The organism is Variovorax sp. 10N432 (assembly GCF_056394465.1).
The window spans coordinates 14,700-35,312 of sequence record NZ_JBFTHX010000047.1 but is presented as its reverse complement, the minus strand read 5'-3'; the positions used below and the strand labels follow the sequence as shown (position 1 = coordinate 35,312).

Here is a 20,613-nt window from a genome sequence, read left to right as displayed (position 1 = left end):
TTAGCCTTGGACCCGGCCGGATCGCAACAGCGCAGCCACCGACCCGCATGCGCATCAGTGACGACGCTTCGCTTCGGTCCTGGTCTGGCAGGCGGCGCAGCGTATCGCCGTGGGCTGGGCGAGCAGCCTCTCGAGGGGAATCTCCTCGTTGCAGTCGACGCACAGGCCATAGAGCCCGGTCGCCAGGCGCTGCTGCGCCTGCTCGACTTCGAGCAGGGTGTTCCGGTCCACCTCGATCTCGGCGAAACGTACGTCGTCCAGCCGTTCGACCTCGGCGTCGTCGGCATGGCTGTGGACCTCGTGCTCCCCGGCGAGCACGCCGCCCTGGGGCGGCGCGCCGGCCGCCGCGAGCTCGTTCAGCACCTCGCGCTTTCGCGCCTCGAGTCGCCGGGCGAGATCTTCGAGGTCTGAGGGATTGAGGTGTTTCATGGGCTTCGGTCCTTCGGTTGATTCGATCGATGCGCCGGCGCCGGCGGCACGAGCACCGCCGCACCCTGGAGGCGGCCCGCCCGCAGGTCCGCGATCGCCTCGTTCGCCCGGTCCAGCGCATAGGTCGTGATGTGGACCTTCGGCGGATCCGCCCGCACGACCTGGAGGAACTCGCGCGCATCGGCGCGCGTGAGGTTGGCCACCGAGACGAGCTGGCGCTCTTCCCACAGCAGCCGGTACGGGAAGGCGGGGATGTCCGTCATGTGGATGCCGCCGCAGACCACCCGGCCCCCTTTTCGTACCGCTTTCAAGGCCAACGGCACCAGCTCGCCCGCGGGCGCGAAGATGATCGCGGCGTCCAGCGCGCGCGGTGGCTGCGCGTCCGCACTACCGGCCCATGCGGCGCCGAGGCTGAGCGCGAAGGCCTGGCTCGCCGCATCGCCGGCGCGCGTGAAGGCGTGGACCGTCCGGCCCTGGGCCACCGCGACCTGGGTGACCAGGTGCGCGGCGGCGCCGAAACCGTAGATGCCCAACTGGCGGGCGTCGTCGCCGGCGGCCTTCAGGCTGCGCCAGCCGATCAGGCCGGCGCAGAGCAGGGGCGCGATCCGGGCCGGCTCCTGGGCCAGGTCAGCCAGCGGCAGGCAGAAATCGGCCTCGGCCAGCACGTGGGTCGCGAAGCCGCCGTCGCGGTGATAACCCGTGAAGCGCGGCGTGTCGCACAGGTTCTCGCGACCGGCGCCGCAGAAGGCGCAGTGGCCGCAGCTGTGGCCGAGCCAGGGGACGCCGACATGGTCTCCGACGGCCAGCGACCGGACGCCCGCACCCAGCGCATCGACCTCGCCGACGATTTCATGGCCAGGGACGATGGGCAGCACGGAGAGCGGCAGGTCGCCGTCGATCACGTGCAGGTCGGTGCGGCAGACGGCGCAGGCCAGCACGCGAAGTCGAACCTCGCCGGAGGCGGGCTCGGGCACCGGGCGCTGCGTCATCTGCAGCGGCTGCTTCGGCCCATGAAGAACCATCGCCTGCATCATGGCGTGTGCGATCAGGCCTCGACGAGAAGATTGTTCACGACCTTCGCCACGCCCGGCGCCGACCACGCGGCCCCTTGCGCGGCCCTGCGTTCCGCCCACGACTTGACCGTACCCCGCAGCGTGACCTGGGCGCCGTCGACCAGGATCTGGATGTGCCTGGCTTCGCGATCGGCCTGTCGCTTCAGCGCATCGCTGATCTTCCGCTCGACGTCGACCGCCGTGAACCGGCCCTTGACCTCGACCATGTTGGTGACGCCCCTGACGCCCATCAGATGGCGCACGGCGACCTCGGCCGCCCGGCGCTGGTACGCCCATTCCACGCCGCCGCTCAGCGTGATCCAGCCGCCCTCCACCATCGGGTGGACCGCATCGTCCGGCACGAGCACGTTCCATTCGAGGGCGTTCTCCGCCGCCTTGGCGATGTCGGCGTCGGTGCGTTCGCTGGCGGCCGGAAGCCGGACCGACATCTCGACGGCCAGCGCCTTGACGCCCTTGACCCGCTGCACGGCCCGCTCGATGGCATGCTTCTGCGAATGGCTGGACGCATGCCCGCTCAGCGTGACGACGGCATCCTTGACGACCACGCCGATGTCGGTGGCATTCATCGTGATCGCAGGATCGAAGTTCAGCTCGGCGACGATATCGCTTCGCAGCATGGCATCGGACTTCATGAAGACTCCTTCGTCGATGGACGCTTCACTGTAGGGAATGCGGGCCCCTGGGGACTTGCGCTGGATCAAGTGCCAGTCCGGCGCGGCGCCCTTGATGGAAATCAAGGTGTCCGGTCGCGGCACGCCCGAAGATCGCCATTCGTCTCCATTCGCCTGGAACCGTCATGAAACTCGGAACGATCCTGGTCCATCTTGACTATTCGGAGCACTGTGCCGCTCGTGTGGGTATCGCTGCGACCCTGGCCAGGCAGCACGGCAGCCATCTGATCGGCCTGGTGCCCACCGGTCTCTACGACGGCGTCATTCCCGCCGAGGCCATTGCGGGAAAGGACACCGATTTCATCGCCGCGTCGGCCGACTTCCTGCGGGTGCGCGCCGAAGGCATCGCCCACACCTTCAGGAAGCTGATCGAGGGTGCGCCGTCGATATCGTCCGAGGTTCGCCTGGTGGATCAACCCTCGGTCGATGCGGTCGTCCTGCACGGACGCACCAGCGACCTGGTCGTCGTCGGCCAGTCCCAGCCTGGCGACACGGACACGACGACGGCCCGCGACCTGCCGGAGCAGGTCGTCCTGCATGCGGGCCGCCCGGTGCTGGTGCTGCCTCGCGCGAAGTGCGCTCGCGAACTCGGCAAGAACGTGCTGGTGGCGTGGGACGGCAGCCGCGAGGCCGCCATCGCATTGCGCGATGCGCTGCCGCTGCTCTCGAAGGCCGCCAGCGTTGCGCTGGTGTCGTGGCGCGCAGGCGCCGCGCCGGTCGACGACAGCGACCTGCGGATCCCTCAGATCCTTGCCTGGCTCCGGCGACACGGCATCGAGGCGAAGGCCGTCCAGCATGTGGCTTCCGAGGGACTCGCCGATGCGCTGCTGTCGCATGCCGCGCAGAAGCAAGCGGGATTGGTCGTGATGGGCGGCTACGGCCACACCCGCATCCGCGAGCTGGTGCTGGGCAGTGTGACGCGAGGGGTCTTCGAGCGCATGGATGTGCCGATCCTGATGGCGCATTGAATGCCGCGCTATGGCATGGCCGGTGCCACAGGCAGTTGAACCGCCACATAGGCCAGCCGCCGATCGCGCATGACGAGCAGGGCGAGGGTCTGGCCGGGCGGTGTGTTCGACAGGGTGCGGCTGAAGTCCGCGACGCGGTTCATCGGCGCGTCGTTGACCGCCACGATGAGGTCGCCCGCACGAATGCCCTCGCTGCGTGCCAGCCCGGCGGCGTCGCGCACCATCAGGCCGCCCTCGACGCCCAGCTGGCGGTATTGCGCGGGGCTCAGTTCGCCCAAGGTCAGCCCGACGCCGTCACCCCAATCCGGCGCGAGCCCGGAGGGCAGCGCGGTTCTTTGCGCTCGATGCTGGGCGAGCGTCACCGAAATCGTCTGCCTGGCGCCATGCCGCCAGACGTCGAGATCGACCCGGCTGCCGGGGCGGTCCTTGGCGACCCGCTGCAACAGATCGGTGAAGTGCCCGATGGCCACGCCGTCGTACGCCGTGACGACATCGCCTCGGCGCAGGCCGGCGCGGGCGGCGGGACCGGCGCCGTCGATCCGCACCACCAGCGCTCCGAACGGTTTCCCGGCAAGGCCGAAGGAACGCGCCAGCGCCGGCGTGACTTCCTGGAATTCGGCGCCCATCTCCGCCCGCCGGACTTCCCCGTTTGCCCGCAGCTGCTTGGCGACCTCGGCCGCCAGGTTGATCGGCACCGCGAAGGACAAGCCCATGTAGCCGCCGCTGCCGCTGTAGATCAACGAGTTGATGGCGACCACTTCGCCGCGGCTGTTGAAGAGCGGACTGCCCGAACTGCCGGGATTGATGGCCACGTCCGTCTGGATGAAAGGGATTTCCCCGGCGCCGCCGATGAGGCGGTTCACGGCGCTCACCACGCCGGCTGTCACGCTGCCCTGGAAACCGAAGGGCGCTCCGATCGCCGCGACCCAGTCGCCGGGCGCGAGTCGCGAGGAGTCCCCGAGGGCTGCCGGCGTCAGGCCGGTCGCTTCGATGACCAGCAAGCCGACGTCCGAACGCGGGTCGGTGCCGAGCACCCGGGCCTGGAAGCGCCTTCCGTCGTCGAGCCGCACCTGGGCTTCGTCGACGCCGGCGATCACGTGGGCGCTGGTCAGGATCACGCCGTCGCTGCTGAGGATGACGCCGGACGCGAGATCGCGAATCTGGCTGATGCGCGCGCTCGTGGGAAGCGGCCAGGCGAGCCTGTCGGCGAAGTCGCTCTCCGGAGCGAACTCGAGCTCGCCGTCTCCGGGGCTTTCATCGCGCCCGATCCGGAGCGTGCTGATCTCGACGACGCTGGCGCTGCGGCTCGCCACGAGGGACGAGAACGAAGGGGTCGAGCGCCAACGCAGCGCGATCGGTCCGGTCGTCATCGCCGGATCGGAGCTGCAGGCACCCAGCAGGCAGGTGAGACCCACCGCGGCCGCGCCCCATCCGATGGGAGCGGGCTTCACGCTTCAGACCGCCTGCGGCGACAAGGTCGCAGGACGCACCACCGACTTCGAGTCCTTCGCCGCCCTGACTGCCGTACCGAAGGCCTCCAGCCGGGCGGCGTAGCTGCCGTCATCGACCTCGCGCTGGGTGAAGCTGGCGCTCAGCAGAGGCGCCTTGCCGACCCGCTGGGCGATCTCGGCGGCGGCGTTGGGCGCGCCCTGGCCTCCCATGACCGATATCACGGCCATATCGGGCATGTGATCCCGCCGCTTGGCCACGAAGCTGCGCATCGGCCCGGCCAGTTGCAGCGCCCAGATGGGCGACACCAGCACCACCGCGTCGAAGTCGCGCGGCAGCGGGCCGTCGTAGCCGATGTCCGGCCGGAGCTTGAACAGCGATTCGACCACGCAGCGCAGGCTGCCGAGCACGCCTCGGCGAGGCCGCGCGTCCACGATCTCCGCCATGGGCCAGCCTTGCTGGCGGCACAAGAGCTCGGCCACCCGGCGCGATGTGCCGGTGTAGGAATAGAAAACCACGAGGACTTTGCTCATCGACCTCTCCGCTTGGTACATCGAGCCACCAATATAGAAACAGCGAGTCGCCGCGGACTTGCGCTGAATCAAGGCGGATGGAAGACGGACGCAAGGAAAAGTCGCTTCGCGCCGTCGGCGCCTGGTTTGACGCCGCGCAAGGGCGGCCGGGCTCGCGCGCGATAACTTGGGTCATTCGTTCACCGCCGTCCACGGAGCGCCTCATGCAGACACCCAAGTCCATCCTTCTTCATCTCGACAGTTCGCCGCGCACCGCGGAGCGCGTCGAGCTCGCGCGTCAGGTCGCCGAGGCCTTCGAGGCCGATGTGACCGCCCAGCCGTGCACCCTGTCGGCACTGCTGCGCTATCCCTATGCACTGGAAGCCGCGGCCGAGGCGGTGGCGATCATGCAGTCGCTCGATCGGGATTCGCGCGACAAGGCGCATGCGACCTTCACGCGCGCCGCCGCAGGGTCGCCGCGCCTGCACTGGACCGAGCCGATGGCCGACGCGCCGTGGGCCTTCGCCCGTCGGGCCCTCTATGCCGACCTGCTGATCCTCGGGCAGCCCGACCCGGATGATCCCAATGCGGGAGAGCTGCCATCGGATTTCGTCTCCAGCGTGCTGGTCGAGAGCGGCCGCCCTGCGCTGCTGGTGCCGTATGCGGGGCCGGTCGGCACGATCGGCCGGCGGGTGCTGATCGGGTGGAAGGAGACGGCCGAGGCCGCGCGCGCAGTGTCCGCCGCCTTGCCCTGGCTCGCTCGTGCGCAGGCCGTGCAGGCGATCAGCTATGGCGAGGATGCCGATGCCTCCTTGCGGAGCCTGCATGCCTATCTCAAGGCGCAGGGGGTCGAAACAGAGGTGCACTCGGGCGGCCCGGAGGAGGGCGAGGCCGGCGAGAAGCTTCTCTCGGCAGCCGCCGACATGAGCGCGGACCTGCTCGTGATGGGCTGCTACGGCCACAGCCGGGCGCGCGAGTGGGTGCTCGGCGGCGCCACCCGGTCGCTGCTGCGATCGATGACCCTGCCCGTGCTGATGTCGCATTGAAGCGAGCGCGACCATGACGCTTCCCGCCCATCCGCGTTCGCAGCCCGAGGACTTCGCCCTGCTCGACGCCTGGTGGCGCGCCGCGAACTACATCTCGGCCGGGCAGATCTACCTGACCGGCAACCCGTTGCTGAGCGAGCCGCTGTCGTTGGCGCACATCAAGCCGCGCCTGCTCGGCCACTGGGGCACGACGCCAGGGCTGAACTTCATCTACGCCCACATGAACCGCGCGATCAAGGCGAGGGATCTCGACGCGATCTTCATTGCCGGCCCCGGGCACGGCGGGCCCGGCGTGGTGGCCAACAGCTGGCTCGAAGGGACCTACAGCGAGGTGTATCCGGCCATCGGTCGCGACGCCGACGGCTTGCGGCGGCTGTTCACGCAGTTCTCGTTTCCGGGCGGCATATCGAGCCATGCAGGTCCGGAAACCCCGGGCTCCCTCCACGAAGGCGGCGAACTGGGGTACTCGCTGCTGCACGCCTACGGCGCCGTCTTCGACAACCCCGACCTGCTGGCCTGCTGCGTGGTCGGCGACGGCGAGGCCGAGACCGGCCCGCTGGCGGCGAGCTGGCATTCCAACAAGTTCCTGAATCCGGCGAGCGACGGCGCGGTGCTGCCCATCCTGCACCTCAATGGCTACAAGATCGCCGGCCCGACGGTGCTCGCCAGAATCGGCGATGAAGAACTGACTCTGCTGTTGCGCGGCTACGGCTACGAGCCCCGGATCGTCGCGGGCCACGAGCCCGGACTGATGCATCGGTTGATGGCCGGCGCGCTCGACGCGTCGCTCGACGCGATCCGTGCGATCCAGGACGAAGCCCGCTGCGATGGCTTCGGCCGCCGTCATCGCTGGCCGATGATCGTGCTGCGATCGCCAAAGGGCTGGACCGGCCCGCGCGAGGTCGATGGCGTGCCGGTCGAGGGAACGCAGCGCGCGCACCAGGTGCCCTTGAGCGGCTTTGCGGACCACCCTGCGCACGTGGGGCTGCTGGAAGACTGGCTGCGCAGCTACCGTCCCGAGGAGCTGTTCGACGCCGACGGCAGGCTGCTCTCCGAACTCGCCGAACTGGCGCCCGTCGGCCCGCGCCGGATGAGTGCCAATCCGCATGCCAACGGCGGCTTGTTGCTCAAGGACCTGCGCATGCCCGACTTCCGGCGCTACGCCGTGGCGGTGCCCGCCCCCGGCGCGGCCACCGCGGAGGCCACGCGGGTCGCCGGTGCGATGCTGCGCGACGTCATGGCGCTCAATGCGCGGGACCGCAACTTCCGAGTCATGGGCCCCGACGAGACCTCGTCCAACCGGCTGGACGCTCTCTTCGAGGTCACCGGCCGCACCTCGACCGCGGAGATCCTGCCCGGGGACGATCATGTGTCGCCCGACGGCCGCGTCATGGAGGTGCTGAGCGAGCACCTGTGCCAGGGCTGGCTCGAAGGCTACCTGCTCAGCGGCCGCCACGGGCTGTTCTCGTGCTACGAGGCCTTCATCCACATCGTCGACTCGATGTTCAACCAGCACGCGAAGTGGCTCAAGGTGTCGGGCCAGATCCCGTGGCGGCGACCCATCGCGTCGCTCAACTACCTGCTGACCAGCCATGTCTGGCGCCAGGACCACAATGGCTTCAGCCACCAGGACCCGGGTTTCATCGACCATGTGGTGAACAAGAAGGCCGGGGTGGTGCGCGTCTATCTGCCGCCCGATGCCAATTCGCTGTTGTCCGTGCTCGACCACTGCCTGCGCAGCCGCCACTATGTCAACGTGATCGTGGCCGGGAAGCAGCCTCAATCGCAGTGGCTGGACATGGAAGCGGCCGTGCGGCATTGCAGCGTCGGCCTCGGCATCTGGCCCTGGGCTAGCAATGACCAGGGCGTGGAGCCCGATGTCGTCATGGCCTGCGCGGGCGACGTCCCGACGCTCGAGACGCTGGCCGCGGTCGACCTGCTGCGCCGGGAACTGCCGGAGCTGAAGGTCCGGGTCGTCAACGTGGTCGACCTCATGACGCTGCAGTCGCCCTCGGCCCACCCGCACGGGCTCCCCGATGCGGAGTTCGATTCGATCTTCACGGCCGACAAGCCGGTGATCTTCGCCTACCACGGCTACCCATGGCTGATTCACCGGCTGACCTACAAGCGCACGAACCACGGCAGCTTCCATGTCCACGGCTACCAGGAAGAGGGCACGACCACCACGCCCTTCGACATGACCGTGCTGAACCGGCTGGACCGCTTCCACCTCGCGGCCGATGCCATCGACCGCGTGGCGCGCGTCCGCGACAGGGCGGGCCACCTGCAACAGGCGCTGCGTGATCGCCTGCAGGCGCACCGGGCGTGGATCACGACGCATGGCGAGGACATGCCGGAGATCCGCGACTGGCGCTGGACCGCTTGAGCGCGGTCGCGCATCAGCGCACGCGCTACGGTCGCCAGTCCATGTCGATGCGGCCGTCGACGATGCCGATGCGCCGGTCCGACGCCGCGGCGAAGGAGGCGTCGTGGGTGACGGCCACCACGCTCTTGTCCGACTCGCGGGTCAGGTCGCGGAGCATGTCGCGCACGTTGGCGCTGGCGGCCGAGTCCAGATTGCCCGTCGGTTCGTCGGCGAGGATGACGAGCGGATCGTTGGCCAGCGCGCGGGCGATCGCCACCCGTTGGCGCTGGCCGCCGGACAACTGGCTGGGACGCTTGTGATGGTGGCCCTGCAGGCCGAAGCGGTCCAGCAGCTCCGCGGCGCGGGCATCGATTGCGTCGGCGCGGAGCCGTCCCAGCTTGCGGATCGGGAGGGAGACGTTGTCGAGCGCGCTGAATTCCGGCAGCAGGAAGTGGAACTGGAAGACATAGCCAAGCCGCGACAAGCGGAAGTCCGCCAGCCGGTCGTCGTCGAAGCCGCTGGTGTCCTGGCCGTCGACCCAGACACGTCCGGTGGTGGGCAGGTCCAGCAGGCCGAGCAGGTAGAGCAGCGATGACTTGCCCGAGCCTGAGGGGCCCATCACGCAGACGAACTCGCCACGCTCGATCTGCAGGCTGACGTCGTCGACCAGCGTCACGGGGATTTCGCCATGAAGCGTGCGGGTCACGTGCTCGACCTGGATCACCGGGCCGGCAGGAGGGGCGGTACTCATGTGGCGCCCCGCAGGATGTCGACCGGCCGCAAGCGTCCCGCGCGCCGGGCCGGGAGATACGAGGCCGTCAGGCACGACAGCATCGCGAAAGCGACCGCCATCGCGAACTGCGTGCCGCCCCAGAAGATCGGCAGATGCACGACCTCGGTCACGCCGGGCGGGCGGATCTCGACCTGGGCCAGCGTCTGCATCAGCGCGAGGCCCAGCAGCCCGCCCAGCACGCTCCCGCTGAAGCCGACGATCGCACCCTCGAGAAGGAAGATGCGCTGCAGGTCGCGAGGGTGGAAGCCCATCGACTTCATGATCGCGATGTCGCGGGTCTTCTCCATCACGATGGTCGAGATCGTGTTGTACATGCCGAACGCCGCCACCACCAGGATCGCCGCGACGACGCTGTACATGATGATGTTGCGTACCAGCAGCAGGCTCAGCAGGTCTTCGGAGGCCTCGATCCACGACACCGACTTGTAGCCCGTGGCGGCCTCGATCGTTTGCGCCAGGGTTTGCGCCGCGTAAGGGTCCGACAGCTGGATGATCACCCGATTGACCCGGTTCACGCGGCCCAGCAGCGCCTGCGCACGCTTGAGCAGCACGAAGGCCTGGTTCTCGTCGTAGGCGGCGTTGCCGGTGCGGAAGATGCCGACCACGCGCAGCGAACGGCTGCTGCCGTCGGCCGCGAGCACCACCAGCGTACTGCCCGTATGCAGGCTGAACTTGTCGGCCAGCCCGCGGCCGATCACCACGCCGTTGGGGTCCGCTGCGAGCGCGTCGAGGGAGCCCTCCTGCATCTTTTCCTCGATCGTGGTGACATGCTTCATCTTTTCGGGCACCACGCCCGAGAGCGTCACGCCTTGCTGGCGGCCGGCGAAGGTGATCACGGCGGCATCGGCCAGCACGGGCGCCGCGCGCACGCCCGGCAGCGCTTCGACGAAGGCCAGCCGCTGGCGCCAGCCGCGGATGCCCCGGGTCTCGCGAAGGGGGCGCACATTGCGCACGGCGACGGCACCCTCCGGCCATTGCAGGGCAGCCGGCTGCACGCGGCCCTGGCGCACCTCGTCGTAGACGGTGATGTGCGGGCTGCTGTCGACGAGGCGCTTCAAGAAGTCCGCCTCCGAGCCCCGCATCAGCCCGGAGACCGCCAGAAAGAAGGCCACCCCCAGCACCACGCCTGTGACCGAGACCAGCGTCTGCCGCTTGCGGCTCGTCAGGTGCGCCAGCGCGATGTCGAGGGTGATCGCCATGACGATCACCGGCGGGCGACAGGCGTGTCCGGGGCCAGCCCGGGGGAAGGGGCGTCGGTGCGGGCGCGCTGGCCGTCGCGCAGCTTGTCGGTCGGGGAGAGCACCACCGCGTCGCCGTCGCTCAAGCCCGACAGGATCTCCGTGCGATCGGCGCCGACCGTGCCCCGCACGACCTGCCGCCGGTGCAGCCGCCCGTTCACCACCAGCCACACGCTGTCGCCCTTGATCGAACCGTTCGGAACCAGCAGGGCACCGTCGCGCCTCGACACGATCAGGTTGGCGTCCATGGTCATGCCGCTGCGCATGGGGCCGGCATCGACCGGGGGCGCTCCCGCGAGCCGGATGCGCACCCGGTAGCTGCGCGACACCGGGTCGCCCTTGGGCGTGATCTCGGCCACGGTGCCCTCGAACAGCTGGCGCGGCAAGGCGTCGCTGCGCATCGTGACCGCCTGGCCGACGGAGACGCGGGCGATGTCTTCCTCGTCCACTTCGGCCGATACGCGCAGCGGGGCGCAGCAGGCCAGCGTGAACACCGCCTGCCCGGAGGGCACGAACTGGCCCGCCTCGCCGTCGCGGCGGATCACGACCCCGTCCGCCGGCGCGACGAGCTGGTTGTAGTCGCGCTGGGCTTGCGCGCGGCGGGTGGCGGCCTGGGCCGCCTGCCATTCGCTGCGCACGCGGTCGAATTCCGCCGGCGCGACGAAGCGCTGCTCGATCAGCGACCGTGTGCGCTCGAACTGAGCCCGTGCGAGCTGCTCACGCGCCCGCATCTCCTCGATGGTCTGGTCGAGATCGGTCGACTCGACGCGGGCCAGGACTTGCGCGCGCCTGACCTGCTGGCCCTCCTCGGCCTCGATGCTCACCAGCCGCCCGCCGGTGCGCGGCGACACCGGCATCAGCACCGTGGGCTCGACCGTGCCGGTGGCATAGACCGCCTCGATCGCGGGTCCGCGCGTGGGCAGCGCGGTGTCCACATGCACGGGCCACTGCCACCAGGCCGTGCCGGCTGCCGCGAGCAAAAGGGCACCCAGGCCAGAGAAGATGACGTTTCCGTGCTTCAAGATGCATCTTCTCCGCTGGCTGCCTTGCGTTTCGGCCGACCCGTCGCCAGAGCGTGGCTCGTCGTGCAGGCGCGGCACTCAGTGGGCCATCAGAACGGGCAGCGTCATCGAATCCAGCACGGTCCGGCTCACGCCGCCCAGCAGCAGCTCGCGCGCCCGGCTGTGGCCGTAGCAGCCCATGACGAGCAGGTCCGCGCCGCAGTCCGCGGCGGTCGACAGCAGCGCCTCGCCGGCATGGTCCTGCGGAAGCCTTGCGTGCTCGTGCACCCGCTCGATGCCATGCAGGTACAGGTAGTCGCGGACCTTCAAGGACAGGGGCTGCGATTCGTCGCCTTCTTCTTCGATCAGATGCACGTGCCGTGCGCTCTGCAGGAAGGGGATCGCCGCGGCGAGCGCGCGCGCACATTCGCGGGTGGGCTTCCACGCCAGCAGGACGATGTCCGGCGAACTCGCAAGCTCGCCGGAAAAAGGGACGACCAGTGCCGGACGGCCGCTGCCGATCACGATCGATTCGACGAAGCCGGCGGGCACGTCGAAGCCGTTCGCGTCATCGGCATCGCGCTGGCCGAGGAACACGAGGTCCGCCAGGAGCGCCTGCCGGGTGAAGGTCTCGACCACCGGTTCGCCGGTCAGTTCGAGCCATTCGCAGGGCGCGTCCGACACGGCGCACGCCTCCTGGCAGGTTTCCATGGCGCGGCGGCGGTGCTCGGCATCGATCGGATCACCCGGCGGCAACGGCGGAAGGCCGGGCCCGACGGGCAGCAGCGCAAGGTGGTTCGGCGCCACGGCGAACAGGGCGCTGACACGGGCGCGCCACGCAAGCGCGAGCCGCAGTGCGAGATGGAGGCGGGCGGCGGCGCGGGTGGTGCCGTCCAGGTGCACCAGGAGGGATCGATACGCGGTCATGGCGTTCCCCGTGTGCGAAGAAGTTGGAGCCTTTGTGTGCAATTTTTGAAGCGACGCTGGCGCGACGTGCCGGCGTGGGCTTCAGTGTCACTCTAGGGCGCCTGGCCGGAACTGCCTTGCGCTGGATCAAGCGCGCGCGATGCCGGATGTCAGCGGCCCCGCGCGCCGGCGTCATCCGCCGTGCGCGGGCAGTGCGTTCAAGGGAATGCGCAGGTAGGCGATGCCGTTGTCGTCAGGCGGCGGCAGTTGCCCGCCCCGCACGTTGACCTGGATCGACGGGAGGATGAGGGTCGGCATGTCGAGCGTCGCGTCGCGCGCGGTGCGCATCGCGACGAAGGCGTCCTCGCCGATGCCGTCGCGGGCGTGGATGTTGCCGGCGCGTTGCTCGGCCACGGTGGTTTCCCACCGAGGCTGGCGAGAGGCCGGCGGGTAGTCGTGGCAGACATACATCGTCGTCTCGGGCGGCAGGTCGAGCAGCCTTCGCATCGAGCGGTAGAGCTGACGCGCGTCGCCGCCGGGGAAGTCGGCGCGCGCGCTGCCCAGGTCGGGCATGAAGAGCGTGTCGCCGACGAAGACCGCGCCGTCGATCAGGTAGGCCATGTCGGCGGGGGTGTGGCCGGGCACCAGCAGCGCGGTGGCCTCGATGTCGCCGATCCTGAAGGTCTCGCCGTCCTTGAACAAGTGGTCGAACTGGCTGCCATCGGGCAGGAAGCCGGGCTCGAGGTTGAACAGCTTCTTGAAGGTCGATTGAACGAGGCGGATGTTCTCGCCGATGGCAATCCGCCCGCCCGCCTGGGCCTGCACATGCCGGGCCCCGGACAGATGGTCGGCGTGCGCGTGGGTTTCGAGGATCCAGTCGACCTGCAGGCCGTTGTCGCGGACATGGGCGAGCAGCCGGTCGGCCGATCGGGTGCTGGTGCGGCCCGACCTGAAGTCGTAGTCCAGCACCGGATCGATAACCGCGGCGCGGCGGGTGGCCGGGTCCCACACGACATAGGAAATGGTCCATGTCTGGGGGTCGAAAAAGCCTTGGGTGGTGGCTCGGTTTGCCATGACGGTCGCTCCGGGTTGCGCATCAATCTATTGACAAATATTATATAAAAACAAATAATATTTCAACCGAAAGGAAAAGCTCTTCATGAAACGTGCACTGCCTGTCATCGACCCTGAAGCCCTGCGCGGTGCCGCAAGCCAGGCTGTCGGCGCGCTCAAGTTGCTCGCCAACGAGGACCGGCTGCTGCTGCTCTGCCAGCTGTCACAAGGCGAGATGTGCGTGAGCGACCTGGAAGCGGCACTGGGGATTCATCAGCCGACGCTGTCGCAACAGTTGGGCGTGCTGCGCGGGGAGGGCGTGGTTCAGACCCGCCGCGAGGGTCGGACCATCTTCTACCGCGTGTCCGACCCGGCGATGCTTGAGATCCTTTCGCTTCTCTATCGCCTGTACTGCCCGAAGGAAGCCTGATGACCATCGACTGGAACCACTTCACGCCGCTTGCCGCATTGGGCGGCGGTCTTCTGATCGGCATCGCCGCGGCGATGTTCGTGCTGCTCAACGGGCGCATCGCCGGCATCAGCGGGGTGCTCGGCGGACTGCTCCGGCCTGTCGCCGGCGACGTGGCATGGCGTGTGGCCTTTGTCCTGGGCTTGATCGGCGCGCCGCTGGCGTATGCCGTGTTCGCTGCCGTGCCCGCGCCCCGGATCGACGCCGGCTACGGCGCGTTGGTGCTCGCAGGGCTGCTCGTGGGCGCAGGCGCCCGCTACGGTGCCGGCTGCACCAGCGGTCATGGCGTGTGCGGCCTGTCCCGCCTGTCACCGCGCTCGCTCGTCGCCACGGCGGCCTTCATGGGCGCCGGATTCGTGACGGTGTTCGTGATTCGCCACCTGCTCGGAATCTGAGGTTTTCGCCATGCTCATCGTGCTCGCTTCGCTGCTCTCCGGGCTGGTCTTCGGCCTGGGCCTGATCGTTTCCGGGATGGCCAATCCGGCCAAGGTGCTCGGCTTCCTCGACCTGGCTGGCCACTGGGATCCGTCGCTGGCGTTCGTGATGGCAGGGGCCATCGCCGTTGGCACGGTGGCATTCATGGTTGCGAACCGGCGTGCCGCCTCGCTGCTCGGCGCCCCGATGCGGCTACCTTCGTCGCGCCTCATCGACCGCCGCCTGGTCGGCGGCAGCCTGCTGTTCGGCGTTGGCTGGGGCATCGCCGGCTTCTGCCCAGGGCCGGCGCTGGTGTCGCTCGGCATGGGCGAGGTCAAGGCGGTGGTCTTCATCGCCGCGATGCTGGCGGGCATGGCGCTGTTCGAGTTGCTCGAACTGCGCCGGCGCGCGCCAGCATCCCGAACCGCCTGAGCCTGAGCGGGCTTGGCGCCTATTGGATCTTCAGGATCCGGCTTGCGGAGCCTTCGCGCTTGTCATGTCGATCACGAACTTGCGCTGCATCAACTCGCGGGTGCGCAGCGCGCCAATACTCCGAGGCCTCGATCCACTTTCGAAGGAGGTCCCCATGTACCAGCGAATCCTCGTTCCCATCGATGGCAGTTCGACCTCGAACCACGGCCTCGGCGAAGCGATCCGCATCGCGAAACTGACGCAGGGGCGGATTCGCCTGTTCCACGTGATCGACGATCTTTCGTTCGCGTTGGCGCTCGGCAGCGAACCGCGCCATGCGGACGACCTTCTGAAGCAGCTGCGCAGCGAGGGCTCGCGGATCCTGGGCGAGGCGCAGGCCACCGTCCAGGCCGCCGGGGTCGATGTGGATACTCGCCTCGGCGACAACTTTCCCGGCTCGGTGCAGGACAAGGTCGCGGCCGAGGCCTTGGACTGGGGAGCCGAACTGATCGTGCTCGGCACCCACGGGCGGCGCGGAGCGGCGCGGCTGGTTCTGGGAAGCGGCGCGGAGCGCATCCTTCGGCAGGCGCCCGTGCCCGTCCTGCTGGTCCGCGCACCCGCCGGCAAGGATGCCGCTGCCGAATTGCTGCAAGCGAGCGCGTCCGCGGCCGCGATGGCGGCCGCCTGAAGTGGAATCCTCTCACACCGCCTTCCAGCCCGCGGACCGTACGCTGGTGACCGCGCTCCAGCAACACCTGCAGGCAGAAGCTGGCTTGGCGGTGTCGCTGATTGAAACCCACATCTCCTGGGTGCTGCTGACCGACCGCTTGGCCTACAAGCTGAAGAAGCCGGTGGGCCTGCCGTTTGTCGACTTCCGCACGCTGGCGGCACGCAAGCATTTCTGCGAAGAAGAATTGCGGCTCAACCGCCGGCTTGCGCCCGAGATCTACATCGACGTGACGGCGGTGTGCGGGACGCCCGATGCCCCGCACCTGGGCGCCGGCGAGCCGATCGACTATGTGGTCCGCATGAGGCGCTTTCCGGAGGCTTCCCTGCTGCGCAATCTGCTCCTGGACGGCCGGCTCCGGATCGACCAACTGGCGCGCTTCGCGCAGCGCCTGGCCCAGTTCCACGACCGGGCGGCCGCAGCCGCGCTCTCCTCGGCATTCGGTACACCCGAGCAAGTCCTTCGGACGATGAAGACCGCGCTTGCGGGCCTGTCCGGCGAGCCTGTTGCCGGACCGCTGGCGGCCTTGCGGGCCTGGGTGGAGGCACAGGGAAGCGCGCTATGGACCGCCTGGGCCGAACGGCACTGCAAGCGCTTCGTGCGTGAATGCCACGGCGATCTTCACTTGTCCAACGTGGTGCTCATCGACGACGAGCTGACGGCCTTCGATTGCATCGAGTTCGATCCGGCGCTGCGCTGGATCGACGTCATCAGCGACGTCGCCTTTCTCTCGATGGACTTCAAGGCCCACGGCCGCGAGGACCTCGCGTTCCGCTTGCTCGATGTCTATCTGCAGCACAGCGGAGACTATGCCGCCATCCCGGTGCTGCGGGCCTACGAGGTCTATCGCGCGCTGGTGCGCGCCATGGTGGCGAGGCTTAGGGATCGGGAGTGCGGGGAGCGCGCGACGGCGGCCGGCCCCGACTATCTTGCCTGCGCGGCGGGCCTCGCCGCTCAGGCCGGCCGACCTGCAGCGCGACTGATGATCACGCATGGCCTGTCGGGGTCCGGAAAAACGACTATCGCGACCGAAGTGCTCGCGTTGGCCGGGGCGATACGCATCCGGTCCGACGTCGAGCGCAAGCGGCTCTTCGGCATGCAACCCCTGAGCCGATCCACGGATCAGGGCCATGACATCTACACGCCCGAGGCGACCCGGCGCACCTTCGATCGGCTGTGGGCCTGCGCCAGGACCGCACTGCAGGCCGGCTATCCGGTGATCGTGGATGCCGCGTTCCTGCGCCGGGACGAGAGGCTGGCGTTCCGCGCCCTGGCCAGCGAACTGGGCGTGCCTTTCGCGATCCTCCATTGCGAAGCGACCGCGGCGCAGTTGCGCGAGCGGGTCGCGGCCCGCCAATCCAGCGGGACCGACGCGTCCGAGGCGACCCTGCCGGTGCTGGAGCGGCAACTGGCGACGCACGAGCCGCTCGACGAGGCGGAGCGTGCGACGACGTTCCACGTGATGAGCGACGCGTCGCTGAAGATCGCGCCGCTGGTGGACCGCTGGCTCGCGCTGAAGCGTTGACGGGGCGCCTATTCGAACGACAGCGCCGCGGAGGGCAGATCCACCTTCGTCGACTCGCCCGGGGATTCGGTCTTCGCCTTCGATTCGGCCGGCGCGCGCACCAGCAGCACCGGCACGGTGGCGTAGCGGAGGATGTTCTCGGCGCTGCTTCCCATCACCACCCTGCCGACCCCGCGCCGGCCGTGGGTGCCGAGGACGATCAGGTCGGCGGGCCAGCTGGCGGCCTCGGTCGTGACCTGTTCGTGCACCGACCCCGAGAAGGTGTCGCGCAACGCGATGTCGGCGTCGACGCCCGCGGCCTGCGCCGTGGCCTTGCATTTCTCGAGGAGGGTCCGGCCCTGCTCGCGCAAGGTGTCGAGCCAGTCGCCCGCATAGCCCGCATAGGCATCCATGGCAAGGGCGAAGGACAGTTCATCGATCACGTGCAGCAGCCGCAATTGGCCGTGGGTGAGCTGGGCGATGCGGATCGCTTCGTCGAGCCCGCGCTCCGATGTCGGACTGCCATCGACGGGTACAAGAATTCGTTGATACATGTCAGGCCCTTCTGAAATCCAGTGATGAGGGCCTCAGTATCCGGACATTGCACGTCGGAGATTTGATCTGGCGCAACTCCGCCCGCTCCCTGGCATCGAACATCGGGGACCCCAGAACTTTCTCCGGAGTGCACCATGAAGATTCTTCTTGCCGTCGACGGCAGCGACTACACGAAGCGAATGATTTCCTACCTCGGAGCGCACAGGGACCTGTGGGTGACGGGGCATGCATTCACGGTGCTGCACATCGTCCTGCCCGTCCCGCACCGGGCCGCGGCTTTCGCCGGGCCGGACATCGTGCACGCCTACTACGAGGACGATGCCCGCGTCGTTCTCGAGCCCGTCCGGGCACAGCTGGCCGAGCAGGGGATCGCCGCGGAGGTGGTCCACAAGGTGGGCCACCCGGCGGACGAGATAGCGTCCCATGCGGAAAAGGGCAAGTTCGACCTCCTGGTGATGGGATCGCACGGGGTGGGCGCGTTGAAGAACCTGGTGTTGGGCTCGGTCGCCACCAAGGTGCTGGCGAAATGCACGGTACCGGTACTGCTGGTGCGTTGACATGAAGACGTTCATGTTCATCGCCGCGACTCTGCTGGCGACCTTGATCCTGGTCGCTGCCGGACTGGGGGAGGCGAACCAGGGGCCATCGATCGGATGGGTCGGGGTATCGCAACGATGAGGATTCCGCCGGGCATGTCCGGGGCATCAGGGCAATGACGGCCGGCGGCTATTCGAAGGGCGTTGCCTTCCTCACGACCGACTCGGCCGCTTCCACGCCGCCCGCCTCGTCATCGCGTGACGCGCTCTCGATCGAAGGGTCCGGCAGCTCGTTCGGCCGCTCGATGTCGGTTCGGTCCGGGTCCCAAACAGGCCGGGGGGAGTCGCCTGAAGGTTCTTCGTCAGGGGTGGGGGCGGCGGATCGGCGTGTGCGTCCTGGTCCGGGGGCGGGGCGGGGCTTCGAGTGCTTCTTCATGATCTGCTGCCTTTGGCTCGAGGACGTGGTGGGCTGCTTGACGGGCAGGGCGCTCATTTGCCGGTCGTCCTCGCCGCCGCATCCTTGGCCGCCTGCGCCGCCTGCCGGGTGGCCTCTTCGGCCTTCTGCAGCGCCTCACGCGCTGCGCCGGCGGCCGCCTCGGCTTCTTCCTTGCTGGCGGCCATGGCGCTCTGGACTGCCGCCTCGGCCTTCGCAAGGGCTTCCCTGGTGGCCGCGGACGCCTTCCTGCTTTCTTCTTCGGCCTTGAGCGCGGCTTCCTTGCTGGCATCGAGCGCCCGGCTGGCGGATTCCGATGCCTTCTCCTCGAAGCGGTTCGCCGACTCCGCCGCCTTTTGCGCCGCCCGGCGGATGGCCTCGGCGATCGCCTGGGAGACCTTGCCGGCATTCACCTTGCTCTGTTCAGCCGCAGCCTTGGCTGCGTCGGCGGCCTTCTGTGCGGCGATTTGCGCCTCGCGGGCGGCCTTGCTCGCGGCATCGCGAATCTTCTGTGTCGGCGTCGATGCGGGACTCAGCTGGCCGGGTGCCGTGTAGTCGGCGGCGGTCGCTCCAGCGCTTGCCACGGCAACCAGCATCGCCAAAAGCATCTTCGATGACATGGCATGGTCTCTCGGGTTTCAAAAGCCGCCACTCAGTTGGACGTCGGATTTCATATATTTCCTTTCATCACGGAGTAGCCCTCGTTGCGATGCTGCTGTGGCAACTGTAGGCAGCGGGCCGCGGCGCGGCTTGCGCTGGATCAATTCGGTGTCAACACGCGCCATTTCGAGATTCTTGATCTGACGCAAGGCGCGAGCGTCGTTTCTGGTCCACGCTTCCAGTCTGGCCGCACAGGCGTGAAACGACACAGGAGCCATCCCATGACCAGCGATGCGATCTACTGCTTCGATCGAGCGAGCGTGCTGTTCGCAATCTATCCGGAGGGCAGCGGAGGCCCTCGGGTCGTTGCGGAGATAACCGAAGACGCGCTGCGCGATATCTTCGGCGCCCAGGGAGGGGGCGACAGCCTCGTCGAGGCGTGTCGGGAGCACGCCGACCGGATCGAGGAGTCGGCGATGCAGCACTACCGGCGCGATCCGGAGAAGCCGGTGATGCTCCAGACCGCCGATTTCGAGCTTCCTTGGTCCCTGGCGACCGATGCGGTGCATTGAGCGGGGTCCGCGAGGAACCGCATGGTGCACGTTTCGATCGATGATCTTCCGCAATGAGAGGGACCCCATGGCTGTTCGATCCTTGGCAGTGTGCCTCCTGGCGGTCTCGGCGCTCTCCGGCGTGCCGGCCTCTGCCCAGTCACGCGGAGAACTGCTGTACTCGACGCACTGCGTCGCCTGCCACACCACGCAGGTGCACTGGCGAGATCGGCGGCTGGCGAAGGACTGGAACAGCCTCCAGGCGCAAGTGGCGAACTGGCAAGCCGCAGCCTCGTTGAACTGGAGCGAGGACGACATCGCCGCTGTCACGCAACATCTCAACGAGCGCTTCTATGGATTCAAGGCGCCCTCGGGCTCGCCCGTGGTGCTGGGGCCGGCGGGGCGCGAGCGGCCCTGATCGCACCATCAGGAAGCGGGTGCGAGATAGTCGTGTTCGACGGTGCCGAGCGCGAGCGTCATGTCGGCGATGTAGTGCACCGCCGATTCGACCTTCAGCACCGGCAGCTCGGCCACCGGCGCCAGTGCATGCGGATGCAGTTCGAGCGAGGCCGGGCCGCTCCAGGCGCCGTGCAGCGTGACGTCGACCATGTGGTAGCGCACCAGCTCGCAGATGCGCGGGGTGCCGTCGACATGCGGGATGATCTTGAGCAGGAAGTTCGGCTGCGCGATCGCTGCGAGTATCGGCGCGTGTTCGAGCGTGCGGTGCTTGAACCCCATCGTCGCCTTGGCGACCCGCACCTTCCCATAGTCGAGGGTGCCGACCACCACGTCGGTCTCGTAGTCGAGCACCGGCGAGGCCAGCTTCTTCGGAAAGCCCCACAGCTCGCGGCCGCCGGCGATCGGCGGATGGTCGTCGAGGTACATCGCGTGCACGTAGGCGCCTTGCTC

At 68.5% G+C, this 20,613-nt stretch carries 24 protein-coding genes and 1 pseudogene; 11 read left to right on the top strand and 14 right to left on the bottom strand.

Features of this window, described 5'->3' with window-relative positions; translation table 11 throughout:
* Positions 1 to 54: 54 nt before the first annotated feature.
* From AC1DF3_RS32190 to AC1DF3_RS32180, 3 genes are read right to left on the bottom strand one after another with little or no spacing between them, the layout of a single operon-like run.
* Entirely contained in the window at positions 55 to 429 is a 375-nt protein-coding gene (locus tag AC1DF3_RS32190; protein ID WP_478142122.1) for a TraR/DksA family transcriptional regulator, read from the bottom strand.
* On the bottom strand, positions 426 to 1,460 hold the full coding sequence (locus AC1DF3_RS32185; protein WP_478142127.1) for a zinc-dependent alcohol dehydrogenase family protein: 1,035 nt from the start codon (positions 1,458 to 1,460) through the stop codon (positions 426 to 428). Before AC1DF3_RS32185 ends, AC1DF3_RS32190 begins: the two co-directional genes overlap by 4 nt.
* A 14-nt stretch (positions 1,461 to 1,474) precedes the next feature.
* Positions 1,475 to 2,134: a BON domain-containing protein gene (locus AC1DF3_RS32180; RefSeq protein ID WP_478142121.1), complete on the bottom strand. Its 660-nt coding sequence runs from the start codon at positions 2,132 to 2,134 to the stop codon at positions 1,475 to 1,477.
* A 164-nt stretch (positions 2,135 to 2,298) separates the two neighbouring features.
* Between AC1DF3_RS32180 and AC1DF3_RS32175 the strand changes: the two genes are divergently transcribed.
* Entirely contained in the window at positions 2,299 to 3,141 is an 843-nt protein-coding gene (locus AC1DF3_RS32175) for a universal stress protein (protein ID WP_286535870.1), read from the top strand.
* Positions 3,142 to 3,149: 8 nt separating this feature from the next.
* On the opposite strand, the gene AC1DF3_RS32170 is transcribed toward AC1DF3_RS32175, so the two are convergent.
* Both AC1DF3_RS32170 and AC1DF3_RS32165 read right to left on the bottom strand, forming a co-directional pair.
* Positions 3,150 to 4,592, bottom strand: coding sequence for a trypsin-like peptidase domain-containing protein (locus AC1DF3_RS32170; RefSeq protein ID WP_478142120.1), 1,443 nt, complete (start codon positions 4,590 to 4,592; stop codon positions 3,150 to 3,152).
* A gap of 3 nt (positions 4,593 to 4,595) precedes the next feature.
* Entirely contained in the window at positions 4,596 to 5,123 is a 528-nt protein-coding gene (locus tag AC1DF3_RS32165; protein ID WP_478142119.1) for a flavodoxin family protein, read from the bottom strand.
* 203 nt (positions 5,124 to 5,326) lie between these two features.
* Here AC1DF3_RS32165 and AC1DF3_RS32160 point away from each other — a divergent pair, with 203 nt between their 5' ends.
* Both AC1DF3_RS32160 and AC1DF3_RS32155 read left to right on the top strand, forming a co-directional pair.
* Entirely contained in the window at positions 5,327 to 6,148 is an 822-nt protein-coding gene (locus AC1DF3_RS32160) for a universal stress protein (RefSeq protein ID WP_478142118.1), read from the top strand.
* A 13-nt stretch (positions 6,149 to 6,161) separates the two neighbouring features.
* Positions 6,162 to 8,534, top strand: coding sequence for a phosphoketolase family protein (locus AC1DF3_RS32155; protein ID WP_478142117.1), 2,373 nt, complete (start codon positions 6,162 to 6,164; stop codon positions 8,532 to 8,534).
* 25 nt (positions 8,535 to 8,559) lie between these two features.
* On the opposite strand, the gene AC1DF3_RS32150 is transcribed toward AC1DF3_RS32155, so the two are convergent.
* From AC1DF3_RS32150 to AC1DF3_RS32130, 5 genes are all read right to left on the bottom strand, one after another.
* A complete protein-coding gene (locus AC1DF3_RS32150) occupies positions 8,560 to 9,264 on the bottom strand; it encodes an ABC transporter ATP-binding protein (RefSeq protein WP_478142116.1) in 705 nt (234 codons plus the stop codon).
* Positions 9,261 to 10,505 (bottom strand): ABC transporter permease, encoded by a 1,245-nt coding sequence (locus AC1DF3_RS32145; RefSeq protein ID WP_478142115.1) that lies wholly within the window; start codon positions 10,503 to 10,505, stop codon positions 9,261 to 9,263. Before AC1DF3_RS32145 ends, AC1DF3_RS32150 begins: the two co-directional genes overlap by 4 nt.
* 5 nt (positions 10,506 to 10,510) lie before the next feature.
* Positions 10,511 to 11,566 (bottom strand): efflux RND transporter periplasmic adaptor subunit, encoded by a 1,056-nt coding sequence (locus AC1DF3_RS32140; RefSeq protein WP_286535860.1) that lies wholly within the window; start codon positions 11,564 to 11,566, stop codon positions 10,511 to 10,513.
* 78 nt (positions 11,567 to 11,644) lie between these two features.
* Complete coding sequence (locus tag AC1DF3_RS32135) at positions 11,645 to 12,472, bottom strand: universal stress protein (RefSeq protein ID WP_478142114.1); 828 nt, start codon at positions 12,470 to 12,472, stop codon at positions 11,645 to 11,647.
* Between the two features lie 171 nt (positions 12,473 to 12,643).
* The gene (locus tag AC1DF3_RS32130) at positions 12,644 to 13,525 is read right to left on the bottom strand and encodes an MBL fold metallo-hydrolase (protein WP_286535858.1); all 882 of its coding nucleotides are present in this window, start codon (positions 13,523 to 13,525) and stop codon (positions 12,644 to 12,646) included.
* An 85-nt stretch (positions 13,526 to 13,610) separates the two neighbouring features.
* On the opposite strand from AC1DF3_RS32130, the gene AC1DF3_RS32125 reads away from it, so the two are divergent.
* The 5 genes from AC1DF3_RS32125 to AC1DF3_RS32105 all read left to right on the top strand — a co-directional run bounded on the left by AC1DF3_RS32125 (position 13,611) and on the right by AC1DF3_RS32105 (position 17,050).
* Positions 13,611 to 13,934 carry a metalloregulator ArsR/SmtB family transcription factor gene (locus tag AC1DF3_RS32125; RefSeq protein ID WP_478142113.1) on the top strand — a complete coding sequence of 108 codons (324 nt, stop codon included), beginning with the start codon at positions 13,611 to 13,613 and terminating at the stop codon, positions 13,932 to 13,934.
* Complete coding sequence (locus AC1DF3_RS32120; RefSeq protein WP_478142112.1) at positions 13,934 to 14,368, top strand: YeeE/YedE family protein; 435 nt, start codon at positions 13,934 to 13,936, stop codon at positions 14,366 to 14,368. The genes AC1DF3_RS32125 and AC1DF3_RS32120 overlap by 1 nt, the downstream gene beginning before the upstream one ends.
* 10 nt (positions 14,369 to 14,378) lie before the next feature.
* Positions 14,379 to 14,819: a DUF6691 family protein gene (locus AC1DF3_RS32115; protein ID WP_478142111.1), complete on the top strand. Its 441-nt coding sequence runs from the start codon at positions 14,379 to 14,381 to the stop codon at positions 14,817 to 14,819.
* Positions 14,820 to 14,973: 154 nt separating this feature from the next.
* Positions 14,974 to 15,486: a universal stress protein gene (locus tag AC1DF3_RS32110; RefSeq protein ID WP_286535853.1), complete on the top strand. Its 513-nt coding sequence runs from the start codon at positions 14,974 to 14,976 to the stop codon at positions 15,484 to 15,486.
* Between the two features lie 46 nt (positions 15,487 to 15,532).
* The gene (locus tag AC1DF3_RS32105) at positions 15,533 to 17,050 is read left to right on the top strand and encodes a bifunctional aminoglycoside phosphotransferase/ATP-binding protein (RefSeq protein WP_478142110.1); all 1,518 of its coding nucleotides are present in this window, start codon (positions 15,533 to 15,535) and stop codon (positions 17,048 to 17,050) included.
* A gap of 8 nt (positions 17,051 to 17,058) precedes the next feature.
* Here the strand turns inward: AC1DF3_RS32105 and AC1DF3_RS32100 are convergent, their stop codons facing one another.
* A complete protein-coding gene (locus AC1DF3_RS32100; RefSeq protein ID WP_286535850.1) occupies positions 17,059 to 17,583 on the bottom strand; it encodes a universal stress protein in 525 nt (174 codons plus the stop codon).
* 135 nt (positions 17,584 to 17,718) lie between these two features.
* On the opposite strand from AC1DF3_RS32100, the gene AC1DF3_RS32095 reads away from it, so the two are divergent.
* On the top strand, positions 17,719 to 18,141 hold the full coding sequence (locus AC1DF3_RS32095; protein ID WP_478142109.1) for a universal stress protein: 423 nt from the start codon (positions 17,719 to 17,721) through the stop codon (positions 18,139 to 18,141).
* Between the two features lie 468 nt (positions 18,142 to 18,609).
* On the opposite strand, the gene AC1DF3_RS32090 is transcribed toward AC1DF3_RS32095, so the two are convergent.
* On the bottom strand, positions 18,610 to 19,173 hold the full coding sequence (locus AC1DF3_RS32090) for a hypothetical protein (protein ID WP_478142108.1): 564 nt from the start codon (positions 19,171 to 19,173) through the stop codon (positions 18,610 to 18,612).
* Between the two features lie 18 nt (positions 19,174 to 19,191).
* Positions 19,192 to 19,362, bottom strand: a complete 171-nt coding sequence (locus tag AC1DF3_RS32085) for a hypothetical protein (RefSeq protein WP_286535842.1) — start codon at positions 19,360 to 19,362, stop codon at positions 19,192 to 19,194.
* A gap of 72 nt (positions 19,363 to 19,434) precedes the next feature.
* Between AC1DF3_RS32085 and AC1DF3_RS32080 the strand changes: the two genes are divergently transcribed.
* Both AC1DF3_RS32080 and AC1DF3_RS32075 read left to right on the top strand, forming a co-directional pair.
* Complete coding sequence (locus AC1DF3_RS32080) at positions 19,435 to 19,725, top strand: DUF1488 family protein (RefSeq protein WP_286535841.1); 291 nt, start codon at positions 19,435 to 19,437, stop codon at positions 19,723 to 19,725.
* Positions 19,726 to 19,792: 67 nt separating this feature from the next.
* Positions 19,793 to 20,122, top strand: coding sequence for a cytochrome C (locus AC1DF3_RS32075; RefSeq protein ID WP_286535840.1), 330 nt, complete (start codon positions 19,793 to 19,795; stop codon positions 20,120 to 20,122).
* A gap of 8 nt (positions 20,123 to 20,130) precedes the next feature.
* Here AC1DF3_RS32075 and AC1DF3_RS32070 read toward each other — a convergent pair.
* Positions 20,131 to 20,613: pseudogene (locus AC1DF3_RS32070) on the bottom strand (acetoacetate decarboxylase); the annotation flags it as partial.

Bases quoted from the DNA above. Each gene is read 5' to 3' on its own strand.
- AC1DF3_RS32190 (WP_478142122.1), bottom strand. From the start codon at position 429: ATGAAACACCTCAATCCCTCAGACCTCGAAGATCTCGCCCGGCGACTC.
- AC1DF3_RS32185 (WP_478142127.1), bottom strand. From the start codon at position 1,460: ATGCAGGCGATGGTTCTTCATGGGCCGAAGCAGCCGCTGCAGATGACG.
- AC1DF3_RS32180 (WP_478142121.1), bottom strand. From the start codon at position 2,134: ATGAAGTCCGATGCCATGCTGCGAAGCGATATCGTCGCCGAGCTGAAC.
- AC1DF3_RS32175 (WP_286535870.1), top strand. From the start codon at position 2,299: ATGAAACTCGGAACGATCCTGGTCCATCTTGACTATTCGGAGCACTGT.
- AC1DF3_RS32165 (WP_478142119.1), bottom strand. From the start codon at position 5,123: ATGAGCAAAGTCCTCGTGGTTTTCTATTCCTACACCGGCACATCGCGC.
- AC1DF3_RS32160 (WP_478142118.1), top strand. From the start codon at position 5,327: ATGCAGACACCCAAGTCCATCCTTCTTCATCTCGACAGTTCGCCGCGC.
- AC1DF3_RS32155 (WP_478142117.1), top strand. From the start codon at position 6,162: ATGACGCTTCCCGCCCATCCGCGTTCGCAGCCCGAGGACTTCGCCCTG.
- AC1DF3_RS32150 (WP_478142116.1), bottom strand. From the start codon at position 9,264: ATGAGTACCGCCCCTCCTGCCGGCCCGGTGATCCAGGTCGAGCACGTG.
- AC1DF3_RS32145 (WP_478142115.1), bottom strand. From the start codon at position 10,505: ATGGCGATCACCCTCGACATCGCGCTGGCGCACCTGACGAGCCGCAAG.
- AC1DF3_RS32135 (WP_478142114.1), bottom strand. From the start codon at position 12,472: ATGACCGCGTATCGATCCCTCCTGGTGCACCTGGACGGCACCACCCGC.
- AC1DF3_RS32130 (WP_286535858.1), bottom strand. From the start codon at position 13,525: ATGGCAAACCGAGCCACCACCCAAGGCTTTTTCGACCCCCAGACATGG.
- AC1DF3_RS32125 (WP_478142113.1), top strand. From the start codon at position 13,611: ATGAAACGTGCACTGCCTGTCATCGACCCTGAAGCCCTGCGCGGTGCC.
- AC1DF3_RS32120 (WP_478142112.1), top strand. From the start codon at position 13,934: ATGACCATCGACTGGAACCACTTCACGCCGCTTGCCGCATTGGGCGGC.
- AC1DF3_RS32115 (WP_478142111.1), top strand. From the start codon at position 14,379: ATGCTCATCGTGCTCGCTTCGCTGCTCTCCGGGCTGGTCTTCGGCCTG.
- AC1DF3_RS32110 (WP_286535853.1), top strand. From the start codon at position 14,974: ATGTACCAGCGAATCCTCGTTCCCATCGATGGCAGTTCGACCTCGAAC.
- AC1DF3_RS32100 (WP_286535850.1), bottom strand. From the start codon at position 17,583: ATGTATCAACGAATTCTTGTACCCGTCGATGGCAGTCCGACATCGGAG.
- AC1DF3_RS32095 (WP_478142109.1), top strand. From the start codon at position 17,719: ATGAAGATTCTTCTTGCCGTCGACGGCAGCGACTACACGAAGCGAATG.
- AC1DF3_RS32090 (WP_478142108.1), bottom strand. From the start codon at position 19,173: ATGTCATCGAAGATGCTTTTGGCGATGCTGGTTGCCGTGGCAAGCGCT.
- AC1DF3_RS32080 (WP_286535841.1), top strand. From the start codon at position 19,435: ATGACCAGCGATGCGATCTACTGCTTCGATCGAGCGAGCGTGCTGTTC.
- AC1DF3_RS32075 (WP_286535840.1), top strand. From the start codon at position 19,793: ATGGCTGTTCGATCCTTGGCAGTGTGCCTCCTGGCGGTCTCGGCGCTC.